17 protein-coding genes are annotated in these 17,311 nt (G+C 63.6%); 11 read left to right on the top strand and 6 right to left on the bottom strand.

Translation table 11 applies throughout. The features are described 5' to 3' along the window. Positions 1-155: 155 nt before the first annotated feature. Complete coding sequence (locus LB556_RS03040; protein WP_224563354.1) at positions 156-602, top strand: iron-sulfur cluster assembly scaffold protein; 447 nt, start codon at positions 156-158, stop codon at positions 600-602. A 14-nt stretch (positions 603-616) separates the two neighbouring features. Beyond that, positions 617-1,093: a cell envelope integrity protein TolA gene (locus LB556_RS03035; RefSeq protein WP_224563351.1), complete on the top strand. Its 477-nt coding sequence runs from the start codon at positions 617-619 to the stop codon at positions 1,091-1,093. A 22-nt stretch (positions 1,094-1,115) separates the two neighbouring features. Here LB556_RS03035 and LB556_RS03030 read toward each other — a convergent pair whose 3' ends face one another. After that, entirely contained in the window at positions 1,116-2,033 is a 918-nt protein-coding gene (locus LB556_RS03030) for a LysR substrate-binding domain-containing protein (protein WP_224563348.1), read from the bottom strand. 92 nt (positions 2,034-2,125) lie between these two features. On the opposite strand from LB556_RS03030, the gene LB556_RS03025 reads away from it, so the two are divergent. The 5 genes from LB556_RS03025 (at position 2,126) to LB556_RS03005 (ending at position 6,836) form a co-directional block, all read left to right on the top strand. Next, positions 2,126-2,284, top strand: coding sequence for a hypothetical protein (locus LB556_RS03025; RefSeq protein WP_224563345.1), 159 nt, complete (start codon positions 2,126-2,128; stop codon positions 2,282-2,284). Between the two features lie 64 nt (positions 2,285-2,348). After that, positions 2,349-2,729: a membrane protein insertion efficiency factor YidD gene (gene yidD, locus LB556_RS03020; RefSeq protein WP_263485057.1), complete on the top strand. Its 381-nt coding sequence runs from the start codon at positions 2,349-2,351 to the stop codon at positions 2,727-2,729. A 147-nt stretch (positions 2,730-2,876) separates the two neighbouring features. Further along, positions 2,877-3,695 (top strand): class D beta-lactamase, encoded by an 819-nt coding sequence (gene blaOXA, locus LB556_RS03015; RefSeq protein ID WP_224563342.1) that lies wholly within the window; start codon positions 2,877-2,879, stop codon positions 3,693-3,695. Between the two features lie 143 nt (positions 3,696-3,838). After that, the gene (gene thrS / locus LB556_RS03010) at positions 3,839-5,815 is read left to right on the top strand and encodes a threonine--tRNA ligase (RefSeq protein WP_224563339.1); all 1,977 of its coding nucleotides are present in this window, start codon (positions 3,839-3,841) and stop codon (positions 5,813-5,815) included. Positions 5,816-5,897: 82 nt separating this feature from the next. Further along, positions 5,898-6,836, top strand: a complete 939-nt coding sequence (locus LB556_RS03005) for a lysophospholipid acyltransferase family protein (protein WP_224563336.1) — start codon at positions 5,898-5,900, stop codon at positions 6,834-6,836. Positions 6,837-6,935: 99 nt separating this feature from the next. Here the strand turns inward: LB556_RS03005 and LB556_RS03000 are convergent, their stop codons facing one another. Next, a complete protein-coding gene (locus tag LB556_RS03000; RefSeq protein ID WP_224563321.1) occupies positions 6,936-7,898 on the bottom strand; it encodes a hypothetical protein in 963 nt (320 codons plus the stop codon). A gap of 154 nt (positions 7,899-8,052) precedes the next feature. Between LB556_RS03000 and LB556_RS02995 the strand changes: the two genes are divergently transcribed. Together LB556_RS02995 and LB556_RS02990 are read left to right on the top strand one after the other, a co-directional pair. Next, positions 8,053-8,637 (top strand): nitroreductase, encoded by a 585-nt coding sequence (locus tag LB556_RS02995; RefSeq protein ID WP_224563319.1) that lies wholly within the window; start codon positions 8,053-8,055, stop codon positions 8,635-8,637. Next, positions 8,638-9,246 carry a flavin reductase family protein gene (locus LB556_RS02990; protein WP_224563317.1) on the top strand — a complete coding sequence of 203 codons (609 nt, stop codon included), beginning with the start codon at positions 8,638-8,640 and terminating at the stop codon, positions 9,244-9,246. Between the two features lie 3 nt (positions 9,247-9,249). On the opposite strand, the gene LB556_RS02985 is transcribed toward LB556_RS02990, so the two are convergent. After that, positions 9,250-10,131 (bottom strand): HpcH/HpaI aldolase/citrate lyase family protein, encoded by an 882-nt coding sequence (locus LB556_RS02985; protein WP_224563315.1) that lies wholly within the window; start codon positions 10,129-10,131, stop codon positions 9,250-9,252. Next, positions 10,131-10,583 carry a MaoC family dehydratase gene (locus LB556_RS02980; protein WP_224563312.1) on the bottom strand — a complete coding sequence of 151 codons (453 nt, stop codon included), beginning with the start codon at positions 10,581-10,583 and terminating at the stop codon, positions 10,131-10,133. Before LB556_RS02980 ends, LB556_RS02985 begins: the two co-directional genes overlap by 1 nt. Positions 10,584-10,737: 154 nt before the next feature. Between LB556_RS02980 and LB556_RS02975 the strand changes: the two genes are divergently transcribed. Further along, positions 10,738-11,859 carry a DUF2336 domain-containing protein gene (locus tag LB556_RS02975; RefSeq protein ID WP_224563301.1) on the top strand — a complete coding sequence of 374 codons (1,122 nt, stop codon included), beginning with the start codon at positions 10,738-10,740 and terminating at the stop codon, positions 11,857-11,859. 94 nt (positions 11,860-11,953) lie between these two features. On the opposite strand, the gene LB556_RS02970 is transcribed toward LB556_RS02975, so the two are convergent. Further along, positions 11,954-14,017, bottom strand: a complete 2,064-nt coding sequence (locus LB556_RS02970) for an FUSC family protein (RefSeq protein ID WP_224563299.1) — start codon at positions 14,015-14,017, stop codon at positions 11,954-11,956. Between the two features lie 44 nt (positions 14,018-14,061). After that, entirely contained in the window at positions 14,062-16,119 is a 2,058-nt protein-coding gene (gene parE, locus LB556_RS02965) for a DNA topoisomerase IV subunit B (protein WP_224563296.1), read from the bottom strand. A gap of 238 nt (positions 16,120-16,357) precedes the next feature. Here parE and cpaB point away from each other — a divergent pair, with 238 nt between their 5' ends. Then, complete coding sequence (cpaB, locus tag LB556_RS02960; protein ID WP_318011255.1) at positions 16,358-17,284, top strand: Flp pilus assembly protein CpaB; 927 nt, start codon at positions 16,358-16,360, stop codon at positions 17,282-17,284. The last annotated feature ends 27 nt before the right edge of the window (positions 17,285-17,311 follow it).

Here is a 17,311-nt window from a genome sequence, read left to right as displayed (position 1 = left end):
CAGCCCCGTAAGCGGCGTGAACTTCCCGGCAAGGACAGCGGCGCACGCCGCCTTGTCGATACCGGACTGCCAGCATTATATATGGTCATGCCGAGCGAATGAAAGACGCAACAACGGCAATCGCTGTTCGCTTGGCGGCGACGGATTGGAAAATAATGATCAACGACGTCTACAATGCGAAAATTCTCGGTTTCGCCGGAAATATCGCCCGCATCGGCCGGCTCGATCATCCCGATGCCACCGCGAAGGCGCATTCCAAGCTGTGTGGCTCGACCGTGACCGTCGACCTCAAGATGGAGGATGGCGTGGTCACCGACTTTGCCCATGACGTGAAGGCCTGCGCGCTCGGCCAGGCATCGTCGTCGATCATGGCGCAACATGTCGTCGGCGCCAATGCCGAGGAATTACGTGCGGTGCGCGAGACCATGCTGAAGATGCTGAAGGAGAACGGCGCGCCGCCGGAAGGCCGCTTCGCCGACTTCCGCTATCTGGAGCCGGTGCGCGACTACAAGGCGCGCCACGCGTCCACCATGCTGACCTTCGACGCCGTGGTCGACGCCATCGGCCAGATCGAGAAGAAACGCGCCGAAGAAGCAGCCTGAGGGTGGGCTTTGACATGACGACGGTTGGCGGGTCTCGCAAGGAGATGGCCGGTCGGTCGCGCCTCGTGTTCGCCGGCACTCTCGCCGCTTTACTTGTGTCGGGCGGTGGCTCAAGCGGGGCGGAACCAGCGGTCCAGCGCAATATCGGCGACTATCTCATGAAGGCCGTCCAACCCTGTTGGAACATGCCTGCGAATACCACAAGCGTTATACGCGTTCAGATCACCCTAAACGAGGACGGATCGCTCGCCGGCCCGCCAAAAATCGTCGGCCCCTTGGCGCCGCCACGAGATCAGGTTGCCGAAGCCGCCGTTCGGGCAATCACCCGCTGTGCGCCGTTTCCCGGGCTGGCGTCGCACGTCGCTCACTATGATTTGTGGCGCGACATCATCGTCACATTCAGCCCTGCGGAAGATCCGGCGGCGGGACATCCGCCCGTGGACATCAACGACCTCGACAGGCTTCTCGGGAAATATGAGAAGGCAGAATAACCGGATCCTGCCGGGCTGCGGCTCAGGCCGGAGCTTCCAGCGCCCGCCTGCTGTCGGCAAATTCGCTTCTGAGCCAATCGGCGAAGGCCGCGGCCGGTTCCGGGAGATCGTGCAAACTCCTGGCCACCAGCCAATAGGCGCCTGACGCGACGTCGATGTCGAATGGTTTGACGAGTGTCCCCGTTGCCAACTCTTCGCCAATCTGCAGGAGATCGCCCAGCGCCACGCCGTGCCCAAGCAGCGCGGCTTGCTTCGAGAGCGAAGCGTCCGCAAGCATCGGCCCGCGCGCGGGCACGGCATCGGCAGGCACGCCCGCCGCCTCGAACCAGCGCGCCCAACCCTGGCGGTTTTCCTCGTGCAAAAGCGTGAAGCGGGCAAGGTCGGCCGGCTTGTCGAGGGCTGGACCCGATGAAAGCAGCGCCGGCGACAGAACCGGCGAGTCGACTGTCGAGGCGAGCCGCTCGGCCTCGCTGCGGGGCCATGACGTCGCGCTCGAACTGAAACGCAAGGCAAGTTCGGGCTGATCACCGCGGAACTCGACCAGCCTTGGGTCGACTTCGAGAGAGACGTCGATGTCGGGCCGTAACTGCCGGAACCGGTTGAGCCTCGGCACCAGCCACACCGCTGCAAGCGAGGGTTCGACGCTGACGCGAACTACGGACTGGGCCGGGGTGGCGGCCAGATCACCGAGCAAGCGGTCGATTGCATCGAAACTCCTGACCAGTTGAGCGAGCAGCCGGCGGCCGGCATCCGTCAGTTCGACGCGGCGATGGTGCCGTTCGAAAAGCGGTTGGCGCAGGAAAGTTTCGAGTTCGCGGATCTGCCGGCTGATCGCTGCCTGCGAGACGAAGAGCTCCTCGGCGGCCTTGCTGAAGCTCAAGTGCCGGCCCGCCGCCTCGAAACTCCTCAATGCCGTCAGGGGCAGGCGTCCACGCTTCATTTCGCATAACCCAGGATTATCCGAAGCGGAAATTATACTCGTTTGAAGGCGAAGGCCAGCAGCGGTCTAATCCCGTCAAAGGAGATACGGCCATGATCCAGTTCCTGGACATCTTCGGCGATGTGATGCGGATCGCGACGTTTCAATGGCGTGACCAAAGACGCGATGCAAGGCGCCACGAAGAGCGGCATCATCCCGACCGGTGGGCACCTCCAGCCGACCGGCGGCCATTTCGCCGTTGCCGCCCGTGAGGCAGGGCGAGCGGGATTGCGTTCTTCGGTGGAAGCTCACATCTATCACCTTGGAAATGTGGAGATGGCAGTGGGCGACCAGCACGGGCATGCGCATACCGCCGGAGCACCACGGCGCGGCCGCAACTGGCCCGGCCCGTGGCGCAAGACGCCTGGCCGTATCCTGGGTACTTCCCTCGTTCGCTTCTACCAACTGACGCTGTCCGGTTTTGTCGGCAATTCCTGCCGGCATCTGCCGACCTGTTCGGAATACGCGCATGAGGCGATTGCCCGCCATGGCCTGTGGGCGGGTGGCTGGATGGGGTTGTTCCGCGTGCTGCGCTGCGGTCCATTCGGTACGCATGGCGTCGACCTCGTGCCGGAGGTGCTGGCGCCCGCCTGCGTGTGGTTCATGCCATGGCGGTACTGGCGCATCGGCCGCAGGCGCGGCGAAGCGCCGGAATGAGGGCGCAGGTCAAGCCGCGCCGGCCGCGCCGGTTTACGATCCGGTAGGGTTAACGCAAGCCTGCACGACAACTGCGCATTTGAGACAAAATCGAGACAAGAGACTTCGCTAAGCCGCTCGCGAACCCCCTTCTGGAGCGAGCAGAAAATGCGCAATGTCGATCGTCTTCCCTTTATCATGGCCGGTATCCTGTTCCTGCTCGCCTGGCTGCTGGGGTTTCCGATGCGTGCGCAGTCCGCGCCGCTCGAGGATGTGCGATGCACGCTGATCGCCGATGCGGCGAGCGGCAAGACGCTTTACCAGGACGGTATCTGCGACCAGCGCTTCAGCCCGGCCTCGACGTTCAAGGTGCCGCTGTCGCTGATCGGCTATGACGCAGGCATCCTCACCGATGAACATACCCCGGCATGGGACTACAAGCGCGAGTTCAACGCGGTGAAGCGCGACCAGAAAACCGTCGATCCGACGATCTGGGAACGTGATTCCGTCATCTGGTTCTCACGCGAGATCACCCGCAGGCTCGGAGCCGAGAAATTTGCCGGCTACGTATCGAAGTTCGACTATGGCAACTCCGACGTTTCAGGCAATCGCGGCAAGGATGATGGGCTCACCCGCTCCTGGGTCAACTCCTCCCTCAAGATCACACCGGTCGAACAGGTTGCCTTCCTGCGGCGACTGCTCGCCGGCACGATGCCGGTTTCGGCCAAGGCGCACGAAATGACACGGGCCATCATACCGGCTTTCAAGGCCGGCGACTGGGCCGTTCAGGGCAAGACCGGCAGCACGAGGCTCGGCGTGGGCGGCAAGGACAAGCGCTCGCTCGGCTGGTTTGTCGGCTGGGCGCGAAAAGACGGCCGTCAGATCGTGTTCGCGCGGCTCGCCGTCGATACGAAGCGGACCGACATGCCGAAGGGCTTGGCGACACGGGCCGCGTTCCTGAAGGACCTGCCGCATCTGATTAAGTGAGCCGGGCTTTACGGCGGCGGCATCTGCTCATAAAAGACTGCCGCCGCCGGACGCCTCCGGCACCCTGGCAGGTCGCAGTTCCCGAACCGCCGACGTGCATTTTACCACCCGCGCTCGTTTGCGGGACTGGATAGGAGATACAAATGCTGAATTCCGTTTCCCTGACATTTCCAGATGGCTCCGTGCGCGATTACGACGCAGCGATGACCGGTGCGGGCTTGGCCGAGTCGATCTCGAAATCGCTGGCCAAGAAGGCCGTGGCCTATGCCATCGACGGCACCGTGCGCGACCTCAGTGATCCCCTTGGCAAATCCGGCAAGGTCGAGATCATCACCCGCGAAGACCCGCGCGCGCTGGAACTCATCCGCCATGACACCGCGCACGTGCTGGCGGAAGCCGTGCAGGAATTGTGGCCGGGAACACAGGTGACCATCGGGCCGGTGATCGAGAACGGATTCTATTACGACTTTGCCCGCAACGAGCCGTTCACCCCGGACGATTTCCCGGTGATCGAGAAGAAAATGCGCGAGATCATCGCGCGCAACAAGCCGTTCACCAAGGAAGTCTGGTCGCGCGACAAGGCAAAGAAGGTCTTCGCCGACAAGGGCGAGCGCTACAAGCTCGAACTGATCGACGCCATTCCTGAGGACCAGGATCTCAAGATCTATGCGCAAGGCGACTGGTTCGACCTTTGCCGTGGCCCGCACATGGCTTCGACCGGCCAGATCGGCAACGCCTTCAAGCTGATGAAGGTGGCCGGCGCCTATTGGCGCGGCGACTCGAACAATCCGATGCTGACGCGCATCTATGGCACCGCCTGGGCCGACCAGGCGCAACTCGAGGCCTACCAGACGATGCTGGAGGAGGCCGAGAAGCGCGACCACCGCAAGCTTGGCCGCGAAATGGACCTGTTCCATTTTCAGGAAGAGGGCCCGGGCGTCGTCTTCTGGCACGCCAAGGGCTGGAAGATGTTCCAGAACCTGGTCAACTACATGCGCCGTCGCCTCGACGAGCAGGGCTATCAGGAAGTCAATGCCCCGCAGGTGCTCGACAAGAGCCTGTGGGAGACGTCGGGCCACTGGGGCTGGTACCGCGACGCCATGTTCAAGGTGACGGTCGCCGGCGATGAAACCGACGATGACCGCGTCTTTGCCCTGAAGCCGATGAACTGCCCGGGCCACGTGCAGATTTTCAAGCATGGGCTGAAATCCTATCGTGATCTGCCCGTGAAGCTCGCGGAATTCGGCAATGTGCATCGCTACGAGCCGTCGGGAGCGCTGCACGGGCTGATGCGCGTGCGCGGCTTTACACAGGACGATGCACATATCTTCTGCACCGAGGAACAGCTGGCTTCCGAGTGCCTGCGCATCAACGACCTGATCCTGTCGACCTATGCCGATTTCGGTTTCGACGAAATCAGCGTGAAGCTGTCGACGCGGCCGGAAAAACGCGTCGGCACCGATGAGGCATGGGATCATGCCGAGGCGATCATGGGCAGCGTGCTGGAGACGATCAGGACAAGGTCCGGCAACCGCATCAAGACGTCGATCAATCCGGGCGAGGGCGCCTTCTACGGGCCGAAGTTCGAGTATGTGCTGAAGGATGCGATCGGCCGCGAATGGCAGTGCGGCACGACGCAGGTCGATTTTAACCTGCCGGAACGTTTTGGCGCCTTCTACATCGGCTCCGATTCGGAGAAAAAGCAGCCTGTCATGGTGCACCGCGCCATCTGCGGTTCGATGGAGCGTTTCCTCGGCATCCTGATCGAGAACTATTCCGGCCATTTCCCGCTATGGTTCGCGCCGCTGCAGGTGGTGGTGGCGACGATCACTTCCGACGCCGACGGCTACGCGAACGAGGTCGTGGCGAAGCTGAAAGCCGCCGGGCTGTTGGCGGAAGCCGACCTGCGCAACGAGAAGATCAACTACAAGGTCCGCGAACACTCGCTGGCGAAGGTGCCGGTCATCCTCGTCTGCGGCAAGCGCGAGGCAGAGGAGCAGACGGTCAACATCCGCCGGCTCGGCTCGCGCGACCAGGAATCGCTCGGCCTTGCCGAAGCCATCGAACGGCTGACCGAAGAAGCGATCACGCCTGATCGCCGACGCAAGCGCGCTGCTTGACCCGGAGTGTTCGATCGAATGGCGGTAGAGCGATCCACCGCCATTTTCACATCTCTGTCACGGCAACGTTGTACGAGCCCTCATGCTCAAGCTGAAATTGCGCGAACGACCATTTCCCGAGCTTTCCTATGCCAATCCGCATCAGCCGGCTCTGGCGCGCTGGTTTATTCATTCGGTGGAAGGCCTTTCGGGCCGCGACCGGTTCGCGGCGCTCTATGAATTCTGGCGCCATCAGGTTGTGCCGACCGGTGAGCGTGTTTTCAGCCGCATGCTGGACCTCATCGATGTTGGCGTGCGAACCCCCGACCAATGGCCACCCGCGCAACTGCCCGACACGCCGCTGGTGATCATCGCCAACCATCCCTTCGGCATTGGCGATGGCATTGCCGTACTGTCGCTGGCAGAGCAACTCGGGCGACCTTTCCGCGTGATGATCCATAAGGATCTGCTCAGGATTCGCGAGATGGAGCCTTATTCGCTGCCAATCGACTTTTCCGAGACCAAGGACGCGGTGAAGAACAACATGGCGGTGCGCCATGAAGCGGTGCGGCTGCTGAAGGAAGGCGTCACCATCGTGGTGTTTCCGGCCGGCGGCGTCGCCACCGCGCCAAAGGGTTTCGGCCGCGCGCGCGATCTGCCATGGAAGATGTTTCCGGCTCGTCTTGTCCAGGAAGCCAAGGCATCGGTCATTCCCATGCATTTCTCCGGCCAGAACGGCAGGCTTTTCCATCTGGTCAGTGGCCCGATGAACATGGCCGAGCGCGACGGGCGTGTGGCCAAATTCGTCGGCAAGGCCTCGCTGACCTTGCGCACCTCGCTGCTCATCCGTGAATTCGCCCGGTTGTCCGGCAAGGCGATCGAGGTGCGCGTCGGCAATGTACTGAGCTGGAGCGAACTGGAGCCGTTGCGCGACCGCAAGGCGTTGCTCGATCGGCTTTATCGCGGCGTGTTCGACCTCGCGCCAGATCTGCCGCGCCGGCGCATTCCTTTCCTGCCGGCCCGAACCAAGCTCGCCGCTTAGAGCGGTTCAGTATCTGTAGAATTGTTGAACCACTCTAACTCTTTGTTTTCACGCAATTCCGGACGGAAAACCGCACGCACTTTGGAATTGCTATAAAGGCTAATCGGCGCCTTCTTCCGGATCCATGGCCGCCGCTTCGGTGGCGAGGACCTCGATCTCCTGGTTCTGCCCGCCAACGACCGTGAAATCCTTCTGGTAGATGCGGTCGCGATTCTTGGCGATGATGGTGTAGTCGCCTTCGGCAAGCACCATCGAGGCAAAGGCACCGACGGTCTCCTTGATCGGATCGCCTGATTCATTAAGCAGCGACCATGAGGTGTCGGCGATCGCCTCGCCGCCCGCCTCGCGCACAAGCTTCATCGTGATTTCGGCGGCGTGATGCTCGACGGTGGCCTCGGTCAGCTTGCCGGCCTCGACGCGGATGTCGGATCGGATGACGGCGTTGACCGCGCCATAGGTCGAGACGACGTGGTAGATGCCGGCATTGAGCCGCACGACGCTGTTGGGTTCGACATCGGGAATGATCAGCGCGCGGTCGCCATTGGCCTCGGCGGTGCCCTCATAGATCGAGAAGCGCAGTTTCTTCGGCGGAATGCGCACGCCGCCGGAAAGAACCGCGTCGAGCTTCAGGCCGCCGGCGTCGAGCACCAGGCTTTCGCGCTTGGCGTCCTTGCCGACGGTGATGCGCTTGGTGGCGCCGGCACGGCCGTAGGAGGCGTGGACCAGATAGCTGCCGGGCTCGAGTTGGAAGACGGCGCTGCCGCCATGCGCGGAGGCGACCATCGGCAATTTGCCGTTGACGGCTTCAGGCTTGAAGACACGCCAGACGAGGCCGCGGGTGATGTCGGTGCCTTTGTTGGTCAATTGGGCCGACAGGGTGATGGCGCCACCGCCGCCAAGCGCCAGCGACGTCTCGTTCTTCGGCGTCGCATAGCTCGAAATTCCGGGAAGTTTCAGGTCGCCGACGTCGTCCTTTTCCTGTGCAACAGCCATCGAGACCGGCAGCAGGAACAGCGCGGCACAGAGCCGGACCAGGAAAAGACGCAGTCGCCCCTCAAACATGCCTTGCGTTGAAGCCCATGGCGGTGGCAATTTCAAGGCTTAAGAGTCCGATCCGTGACTCTTCACCCCGGCGCTAAGGCGCCTTTGCCCGAGCCGCCCGAATCCCGATGGTGCGCTTTCAGCTCAAAACAGAGTGTCCAGGAGACTTGCGCCCATGGCGTCGCCGATCATCGACTTCCTGCTGACCCGAAATTCAGCGCCGATTCCCGATCTCAAGGAACCGGCGCCCAGCGACGCCGATATCGCCACGATGATTGCCGCCGCCACGCGCGTGCCCGACCATGGCCGGCTCGAACCCTGGCGCTTCATCCTCTATCGCGGCGAAGCCCGCATCGAGATCGGCAAAAAGCTGGCGGCCCTGGCCGAACTGCGTGAGGGGCCATTGCCGGAAGGCCGCCGCAACCAGGAACTGGCGCGGTTTTCGCGCGCACCGCTGGTGATCGGTGTCGTGTCGATTGCCAGGGAGAACCCAAAAATCCCGCAATGGGAGATGTTCCTGTCCGGCGGCATGGCGGCGATGAACCTGATGATCGCGGCCAATGCGCTGGGCTATGGCACCAACATGATCAGCAACTGGTATTCCGACGTGCCGGAGGGCAGGGCGATTCTCGGGCTGGCGCCGCAGGAGCGCGTCGTCGGTTTTGTCCATATAGGGTCCTATGCCGGTCCGGCGCCGGAGCGGCCACGGCCCGATCCGGCCAAGCTCTATGCCGATTACGCCGGGCCTTGGGCGGGCTGAATGTTCTACGAGCCGTCCAAGGGGCACGGGCTGCCCCACGATCCTTCGAAGGCGATCGTGGCGCCGCGCCCGATCGGCTGGATATCGACGCTGAACAAGGCCGGCGAGATCAATCTCGCGCCATACTCCTTCTTCAACGCCGTTTCGACCCGGCCTTTCATCGTCTGGTTTTCCTCCGAGGGTGAGAAGGACAGCGCTTCGTTTGCCCAGGAAACCGGCGAGTTCGTCGCCAATCTGGTCAGCCGCGAGCTTGCGGAGAAGATGAATTACACGTCCGTCGACGCGCCGCGCGGCGTCAACGAGTTCGTCTATGCAGATCTCGCCATGGCGCCGTCGCGTCTCGTCAGGCCGCCGCGCGTGGCGGCGGCACCCGCGGCGCTCGAATGCCGGGTGACGGAAGTGTTTCGCCCAAAGGCGCTGGACGGATCGCCGGCGGGCGCTTTCGTCGTCGCCGGCGAGGTGATCGGGGTGCACATCGACGATGCTTTCCTGAAAGACGGCCTGTTCGACATCACCAAGGCCGGCAATGTCGCTCGTCTCGGCTACATGGACTATGCCAGCGTCGACGAGGTCTTTTCGATGCGCCGGCCGCGCTGGGAAAAAAAGTAGCTGTCAGACGGATATACCGGCGGCCTTCGCTCGCGCCAGAAGGCGTTCCGCCAGCCGCAGATGCGGGCGGTCGTACATCTTGCCGCCGATGCCGACGACGCCGGGATTTCCTTCTGCCTCGAACGCCGCGACGATGGCCGCCGACTGTCTCACCGCCTCGGCCGAGGGCGTGAAGGCTAAGTTGATGACGGGCACCTGATCAGGGTGGATCGCCATTTTGCCGGTGAAGCCGTCGCGCTCCGCCTCGGCGCATTCCGCCGCGAAGGCCGCCATGTCGCGATAATGCGGAAACACGGTATCGATCGCGGCGACCTCCGCGGCCCCGGCCGCGAGGATGGTCGTCAGGCGGGCGTGACGGAAAAGGTCGGTGTAGCGGCCGTGCTCGTCGCGGGCCGCGCGCGCGCCGACCGCCGCCGACAGGTCTTCCGCGCCCCAGGTCAGGCCGGCTAACCGAGCGCTTGTCCCGGCGTAGGTCGCCGCCGCCAGCACGCCGGCCGGAGTTTCGGTGATGATCGGCAGGATCTTTACCGAACCGTCCGGCAGCCCGCTCTCGGCTTCCCGGACCCTGAGCTTGGCCGCGAGCTGCTGTACATCCTGGCCGCTGTTCGATTTTGGCAGCATGATGCCGTCCGGCCTTGCCGGAATGAGCTTGGCAAGATCATCGTCCGTCAGCCCGGTCGAGAGGTCGTTGACCCTGACATAGACCGCCGAGCTGGTTTGCCCCTTCCGTTCGACGATGAAGCGCGCCGCGACCTCTCGCGCCGTTGCCTTGTTCCCCGGCGCCACGGAGTCCTCGAGATCGACGATGATCACGTCGGCGCCGGCGCCAAATCCCTTTTCCAGCTTGCGCTCGGAATCGCCGGGGACAAACAGCAGCGAGCGCATCAGGCCGCCTTCTTCATCATCATCGCTTGCCTGGTGCATCTGGCGACCAGATCACCATGCTGGTTGTAGGCGCGGTGCTCGAACTCGACGATGCCGCGATCGGGCTTCGATTTGGACTCGCGTACCGAGACGACCGTCGTCTCGACGCGGATGGTGTCGCCATGGAAGACCGGATGCGGGAACACGGTTTCCTTCATGCCGAGATTGGCGGCCGTGGTGCCGACCGTGATGTCGTTGACCGAAATGCCGATCATCAGGCCGAGCGTGAACAGCGAGTTGACCAGCGGCTTGCCCCATTCGCTCTTGGCGGCGAAATCAAAGTCGATATGCAGCGGCTGCGGGTTCAGTGTCATCACCGAGAACAGCATATTGTCGCTTTCGGTGACGGTCTTGCGCAGCGTGTGCTGGAAGACATGGCCGGCGACAAACTCCTCGAGATATAGCCCAGCCATTTTCCGTCTCCTGCCCTGCCTGACGGTTGATAGGCGCTGCATCCGGCGCTCGCAAGCGAGTTAATGAACATGGTGAACTGTTCGTAAACCATTTCTGCCTACCGTCGTCAGCGGGGCTCGGAAAACCTTCCGGCAAGGGGCGTAAGCAGACGGCATGGTTGTTTCGCATTTCCTGAAATGGATCTACACGGCCAGAGTGTCGGAGCGCGCCGCTGCGGCCAATGCGCTGGCCCGGGCCTATGTGAATTCCGAATTGCCGTTCGAGGACCGCTGCGCAGCCGAAGCGGCGCTGACGCTGCTGCTTGACGATGCCTCGTCGAAAGTGCGGCTGGCGATGGCGGAGGCGCTCTCGATGAGCCACCACGCGCCGCTGCAGATCATCAGCGTGCTTGCCGCCGACCAGCCGGAAGTCGCCGGCGTCGTGTTGGCGCGCTCGCCGCTGCTCACCGATGCCGATCTGATCAACCGCGTGGCGGCGAGCCAGAAGGCAACGCAGAAGCTGATCGCCGACCGGCCGATCGTCTCGATGGCGCTGGCGGCGGCCATCGCCGAGGTCGGCGACGCGGAGGCTTGTGCCGTGCTTTTGGCCAACACCGGCGCCAACATTGCTTCCCTCAGCTTCCGCCGTATGGCGGAACGGCATGGGCATCTGCCCCTGGTGCGCGAGGCGATGATCTCGGATGTCAGGCTGCCTGCCGACTGCCGGCATATGCTGCTCATCAAGCTCGGCGAGACATTGAAGACATCGCCGCTGGTCATGGCGTTGATGGGGGCTGCGCGTGCCGACCGCGTCATGCGGGACGCCTGCGTAAAGGCCTCGGTGACGCTGATCGAAGGCACGCGCCAGGAAGAGCACGCGGCGCTGATCGAGCATCTCAGGCTGCGCGGCGATCTGACCGCGAGCTTCCTGATCCGCACCATCGCGCACGGCAAGGTCGATTTTTTCGGCTCGGCGCTGGTCGCGCTCAGCCAGCAATCCGAGCCTCGGGTGAGGGCGCTGCTGGCCGGCGGGCACGATGTGGCCTTGCAGGCACTGTTTCGCAGTGGCGGCCTGGCTGCCGCCACACATGCGGTCATCCTGCGCGCCCTGAAGATCTGGCGCGAGGTCGCCAATGGCAAGCGCGTCGCCGGCGTTCAGGAAGTCAGCTGGCTGATGCTCAAGGAATTGGGTGGGCAAGCTGCCGAAGGCGATCTCGCCGCCCTGGTCAAGTCGATCCATCTTGACGCCCTGCGCGAGAACGCACGCGGCCATGCGCTGGCGATCGCCGCTGCCTGAAGCCGTCGAATCGAAGTTAAGCGACGGGATTCAGGTCCATGCTTTGATGCATGTCATTTTCCCAAAATCGAGGTCACCTTTCGGGCGACGCGCGCTAAGTTTTCGCGAAGAAATCCGGGAAATCCTCCATCGCCGCGGCGATGATGCGCAAGGACGCCGCGATCTGAAGCATGTCGCCGGTGGCGTTTCGTTGGGCGATGCCTGCCGCATACTGCCGGGCGACGGCGACGGTCGCTGTTCGCGGATCGCCAGGGGCGCGGAAAAGCAGTTCGCGCGCCAATCCCGTCAGGAAGTTGGCGATTGAAAGCGTCGTTTCCGATGGGATGGCATGGTTCTGGCTGGCACTGCGCAGCCGCAGGATCTCCAGGCCGACCGTGACGGAGGCGACGCCGCCGCCCAGCACCGCCTCGCCCTTCCTGCCGGAATTCTGCACCAGCGGCATCAGTTGATTGACCCGGTCATAAGCGAGGCTCTCGAAGGCCGAACGCCTCGGCACGCGCTCATGCAGGCAAAGCCGCGCCAGATCCTCGCGCATGGCGCGCACGATGCGGTCGGCCGCGAGCCTTGGATCAGCCGGCAACACGACGATGAAGACACCGATCGCCAGCAGGATGCCGACCAGGATCGATGCCGAGCCGGCGAAGAAGGGGCCGGGAGCGTAGGTCATTGCCTGATGCGGGTTGAGGAAGGCCAGGAAATTGATGGCGAAGGCCGTCGCCACGCCGACATAGCGCGGATTGGCCATGGCGAGCGCCGCCGGCACCATGATGGGCACGACGAACAGCATGAACCAGCCAAAGCCTGGCAAAGCGGGAAGCGCGACCTGACCGACGAGAAAGGCGAAGGGCAAAGCGAGCAGCGTCCCCTGGAAGAAACCCCATGATACCTGCACTGGGTTGGGGCGAGCGGCAAACAGGCTCGACACGACGGCAACGAGGATGACGGTGCCGGCCGCCTCCGACCATTTCGTGGTCAGCCAGAAAGCCGCGACCAGCAGCGTGGCAACGGCCGCGCGGATGGCGTTGCGCGCGGCACCGGGATAGTCGCGATGTACCACCAGGGCCGGCTGCCGGCTGCCGGGACCTGGACGGCGGGTAACCGGCGCCCGCAAGGCGTCGAGGCCACGCAGTACTTGTTTCAGCGCCTCGGCGAAATCGGCGGCTATGGTGAGGCGGGTGATGGTGCCGACCCTGTCCTCACCCTGGTCGGTCGAGGCATCGGGCATTTGCCGGGCCTTGGCCGTGATCGCGTCGAGTCGCGCCAGCCAGGGCTTGGTATCGTCCAGCGCTCCCGGCTTGGCTGACAGTTCGCTGACGAGGGCCTGCAGTTCCGAGCGTACCGGGATGAGGGCCGCGTTTTTCGGAGCACTATGCGAATGGAGCGCGCGCGCCGCCGAAAGGGCCGAGAGCAGCTGTCCGATGGTACGCCGCACCGGATGCGCGCGCGGCGCGAAGCTCGGCGCTTCGAGCCTGGCGTAGGCGCGCATCTCGCCAAGTGTCTGGGTGTCGGCGACAAGCTTCCGGTGCAAGCCGATCAGCGTTGCCCGGTCGCCGCCGGAGAACGCACCGCTGGCATAGGTGGCGAGGTCGAGAATGCAGCGCTTCAGCCGCGAAATGATGGCGTCGCTGGCCAGTTTTGGCAGGATCAGCCGGCTGGTGAGGCCGGCGCAGACGATGCCGAGTGCGATCTCGGCACAGCGCGCGACAGCGAGGTCAACGACCAGGTGGGTTTGTCCGAAGGCGGGCAGGCCAATGATCATGGCTGTGTAGCCGGCAAGTGCAGCGCCATAGGCCTCGGGATTGCGCAACAGCGACGAGACGAAGGTGCAAATGCCAATCCAGACGGCAAGCGCCGTCACCAGAATCCAGGGGCCGGCGCCGAACGCCGTTGTGATGCCGACTGCCGCGACACCCCCGGCAAGGGTGCCGAGCAGCCGGTAGAAGCCTTTCGCCAGCACCATGCCGGCAACCGGCTGAGCGACGATGAACACCGTCATCATCGCCCATTGCGGATGGTCGAGCTCCAGCGCATAGGCGACGAGAAGCGCGATCATGCCGGCCGAAACGGTGCGCAGGGCAAAAATCCAGTCCGAGCGCGTCGGTTGCGTCAGCCCAGCCAGGCCCGTCTCGAAATAGGTTTTAAGCCGCGCCCAGGTCACATGCTGGTCTCCATGTCAGGAACGCAAGCTAAACGCCCCAGCGGCTAGATATCCAGCACTTCCGTCTCGGCGAATTCGGCGCGTTCCTGGATGAAGCGGAAGCGGGCCTCGGGCTTGGTGCCCATCAGCGCGTCGACCGCATCCTTGGTCGCTGCCTCGGCGTCGATCACATCGACCCGCAGCAGCGTGCGCTTCCTCGGGTCCATGGTGGTCTCCTTGAGCTGCGAGGCCATCATTTCGCCCAGGCCCTTGAAGCGGCCGAGCTCGACCTTGCCGCGCCCGGTGAATTCGGTGCGCAGAAGTTCGTCCTTGTGCGCGTCGTCGCGGGCATAGGCGACCTTGCCGCCTTGCCTGATCGAGTAGAGCGGCGGCACCGCCAAATAGAGATGACCGCCGCGTACCAGCGCCGGCATCTCCTGGTAGAAAAAGGTAATAAGCAGCGAGGCGATGTGGGCGCCGTCGACGTCGGCGTCGGTCATGATGATGACGCGGTCGTAGCGCAGATCCTCGTCGCGGTACTTCGACCGCGTGCCGCAGCCAAGCGCCTGGATCAGGTCCGATATCTGCTGGTTGGCGGCCAGCTTGTCGTTGCCGGCGCTGGCGACGTTGAGGATTTTTCCGCGCAGCGGCAGGACGGCCTGGCTGGCACGGTTGCGTGCCTGCTTGGCCGAGCCGCCGGCGGAATCGCCTTCGACGATGAAGAGTTCGGCACCTGCCGCCGCGTTCTGCGTGCAGTCGGCGAGCTTGCCCGGCAAGCGCAGCTTGCGCACGGCGCTCTTACGCGAGACCTCTTTTTCCTGGCGGCGGCGCACCCGCTCATCGGCGCGCGCGATCACCCAGTCGAGCAGCTTGGAGGCTTCCTGCGGATTGTCGGCCAGCCAATGGTCGAACGGGTCGCGGATCGCGGTCTCGACGATGCGTATCGCTTCGATCGTCGCCAGCCTGTCCTTGGTCTGGCCGACGAATTCCGGCTCGCGGATGAACACCGACAGCATGCCGGCGGCCGAGATCATGACGTCTTCCGAAGTGACGATCGACGCGCGTTTGTTGCCGACGAGGTCGGCATAGGCGCGCAGACCGCGCGTCAGCACGTTGCGGAAGCCTGCTTCGTGGGTGCCGCCTTCGCCGGTCGGGATGGTGTTGCAATAAGAATTGATGAAGCCGTCGCCACCGAACCAGGTCACCGCCCATTCGAGCGAGCCATGGCCGCCTTGCCTGTCGCTCTTGCCGGCGAAGATTTCCCGCGTCACTTGGAACTCGTCGCCCAGCGATGCTTTCAGATAATCCTTCAGACCGCCGGGGAAATGGAATTCCGCCTTGGCCGGCGTCTGATCCTTTTCCTTGATCAACGAGGGATCGCAGGTCCAGCGGATCTCGACGCCGCCGAACAAATAGGCTTTCGAACGCGTCATGCGGTAGAGCCGTGCCGGTTCGAACGCCGCGCCCTTGCCGAAGATCTGCTCGTCGGGATGGAAACGGATCCTGGTGCCGCGGCGGTTGTGCACTTCACCGAGATGCTCCAGGCCGCTCACCGGAATGCCGCGCGAAAAGCGCTGGCGGTAGAGCTGACGGCCGCGTGCGACCTCGACCTCGAGATGGTCCGACAGCGCGTTGACGACGGAAACGCCGACGCCATGCAGGCCGCCGGACGTTTCATAGACCTTGCTGTCGAACTTGCCGCCCGAATGCAGCGTCGTCATGATCACTTCGAGCGCCGGCTTCTTGAATTTCGGATGCGGATCGACCGGGATGCCGCGGCCATTGTCGGTGACGGTGAGATAGCCGTCGGCCGAAAGCTCGACATCGATGAAGGTGGCGTGGCCGGCAACCGCTTCGTCCATCGAATTGTCGATGACCTCGGCAAACAGGTGGTGCATCGCCTTGTCGTCGGTGCCGCCAATGTACATGCCCGGCCGGCGGCGCACCGGCTCCAGGCCTTCGAGCACCTCGATGTCGGCGGCGCTGTAACCCTCGCTGCCGTCCTTGGTTGCGGCCGGGCGCCTGGCCGCCGCTTGCACCAATGGATCCGCCGGGCGCGCCGGCGTGCGAACCGGTTGCGGCTGTTTCTCCAGATTGCCGAAGAGATCGTTGTTGTCGTCCATGCCAGCCATAGGGTCCGGTGCTGCGAATCACCCGTCGATACTGCCACGCTTTACGGCGCCAAGCGACGGAGGTTCCTGTTACGTTCGGGGATTTAAACCCCTCTTACCCTAAAACCATTCGATAACCAAGCGGGTGGAAATAGGTCGAATACCACCGCACAAGATTCCCGATTCTTTACCAATGCGGACTAGCGTGAGCCCAACATAACAAAAAACGACGGGCGTCAGGGGTTTCGGTGTGAGGGGTAAGGCCATAACGATGATCGGCATCGCCGCCGTTTTCGGCGCGATCTCGATCTTTGCCGCGGATTTCTGGGTGAAGAGCCAGGCCAGGGCCGATGCCCAGGAGAAAACGGCCTCGATCGCAGCTCCGGCCGCGCCCAGGATCGAATTCAAGACGATCGTGGTGGCGAACGCGCCGTTGCGTTACGGCATGGAACTCGATCGCGCCAAGCTCAGCGAAATCCCGTGGCCGCAGGATTCCCTTCCGCACGGGGCCTTTGCCACCATCGATGGATTGCTCGGCGAAGGCAGCCGGGTCGTGCTGTCGCCGATCGAGATCAACGAGCCGGTGCTGCTCACCAAGCTGTCGGGACCGAATGGCCGCGCGACGCTGTCCAACATGCTGACGCCCGGAATGCGGGCGGTCACCATTCGCACCGACGAGATCGCCGGCGTCGGTGGCTTCGTCACGCCGGGCGACCGGGTCGATGTCGTGCTAACCCGCGATGCAGGCGCAATCCAGGAAGTCGCCAAGAACGCCCAAGGCGCGGCCGGTTCGACCATCACTTCGGAGATCGTCGTAGCCGACGCCAAGGTGCTCAGCGTCGGGCAAGGCGCCGACGAGCGCCAGACGACGCCGCAGGTGGCTAATTCCGTGACCATCGAGGTGACGAGCGACGGCGCGCAGAAAGTGGCGCTTGCCCGCACCGTCGGGACATTGTCGCTGTCGCTGCGCTCGGCCAGCGAAGGCGGCGACGGCAAGAATGGCGTCACTACCATCTCTTCGTTTGGCGGATCCGTGGCTTCCAAGGCCCAGGCCACGGCCGGCTCCTTGTTCGATGCCGTCGCCAGGGAACCGGAGAAGCCGAAATTCAAAACGGTCATCGTGACGCGCGGCACGCAGGCCGAGGAATACAAGGTCCCGACGCGGGACCAGAATTAAAGACCGGTGGGGACCGGACGGGACGGG

It is taken from the genome of Mesorhizobium sp. ES1-4 (genome assembly GCF_020164745.1).
Lineage (GTDB): Bacteria > Pseudomonadota > Alphaproteobacteria > Rhizobiales > Rhizobiaceae > Mesorhizobium.
The sequence above is the reverse complement of the archived record's forward strand: the minus strand, read 5'-3'. Positions and strand labels throughout refer to the sequence as shown.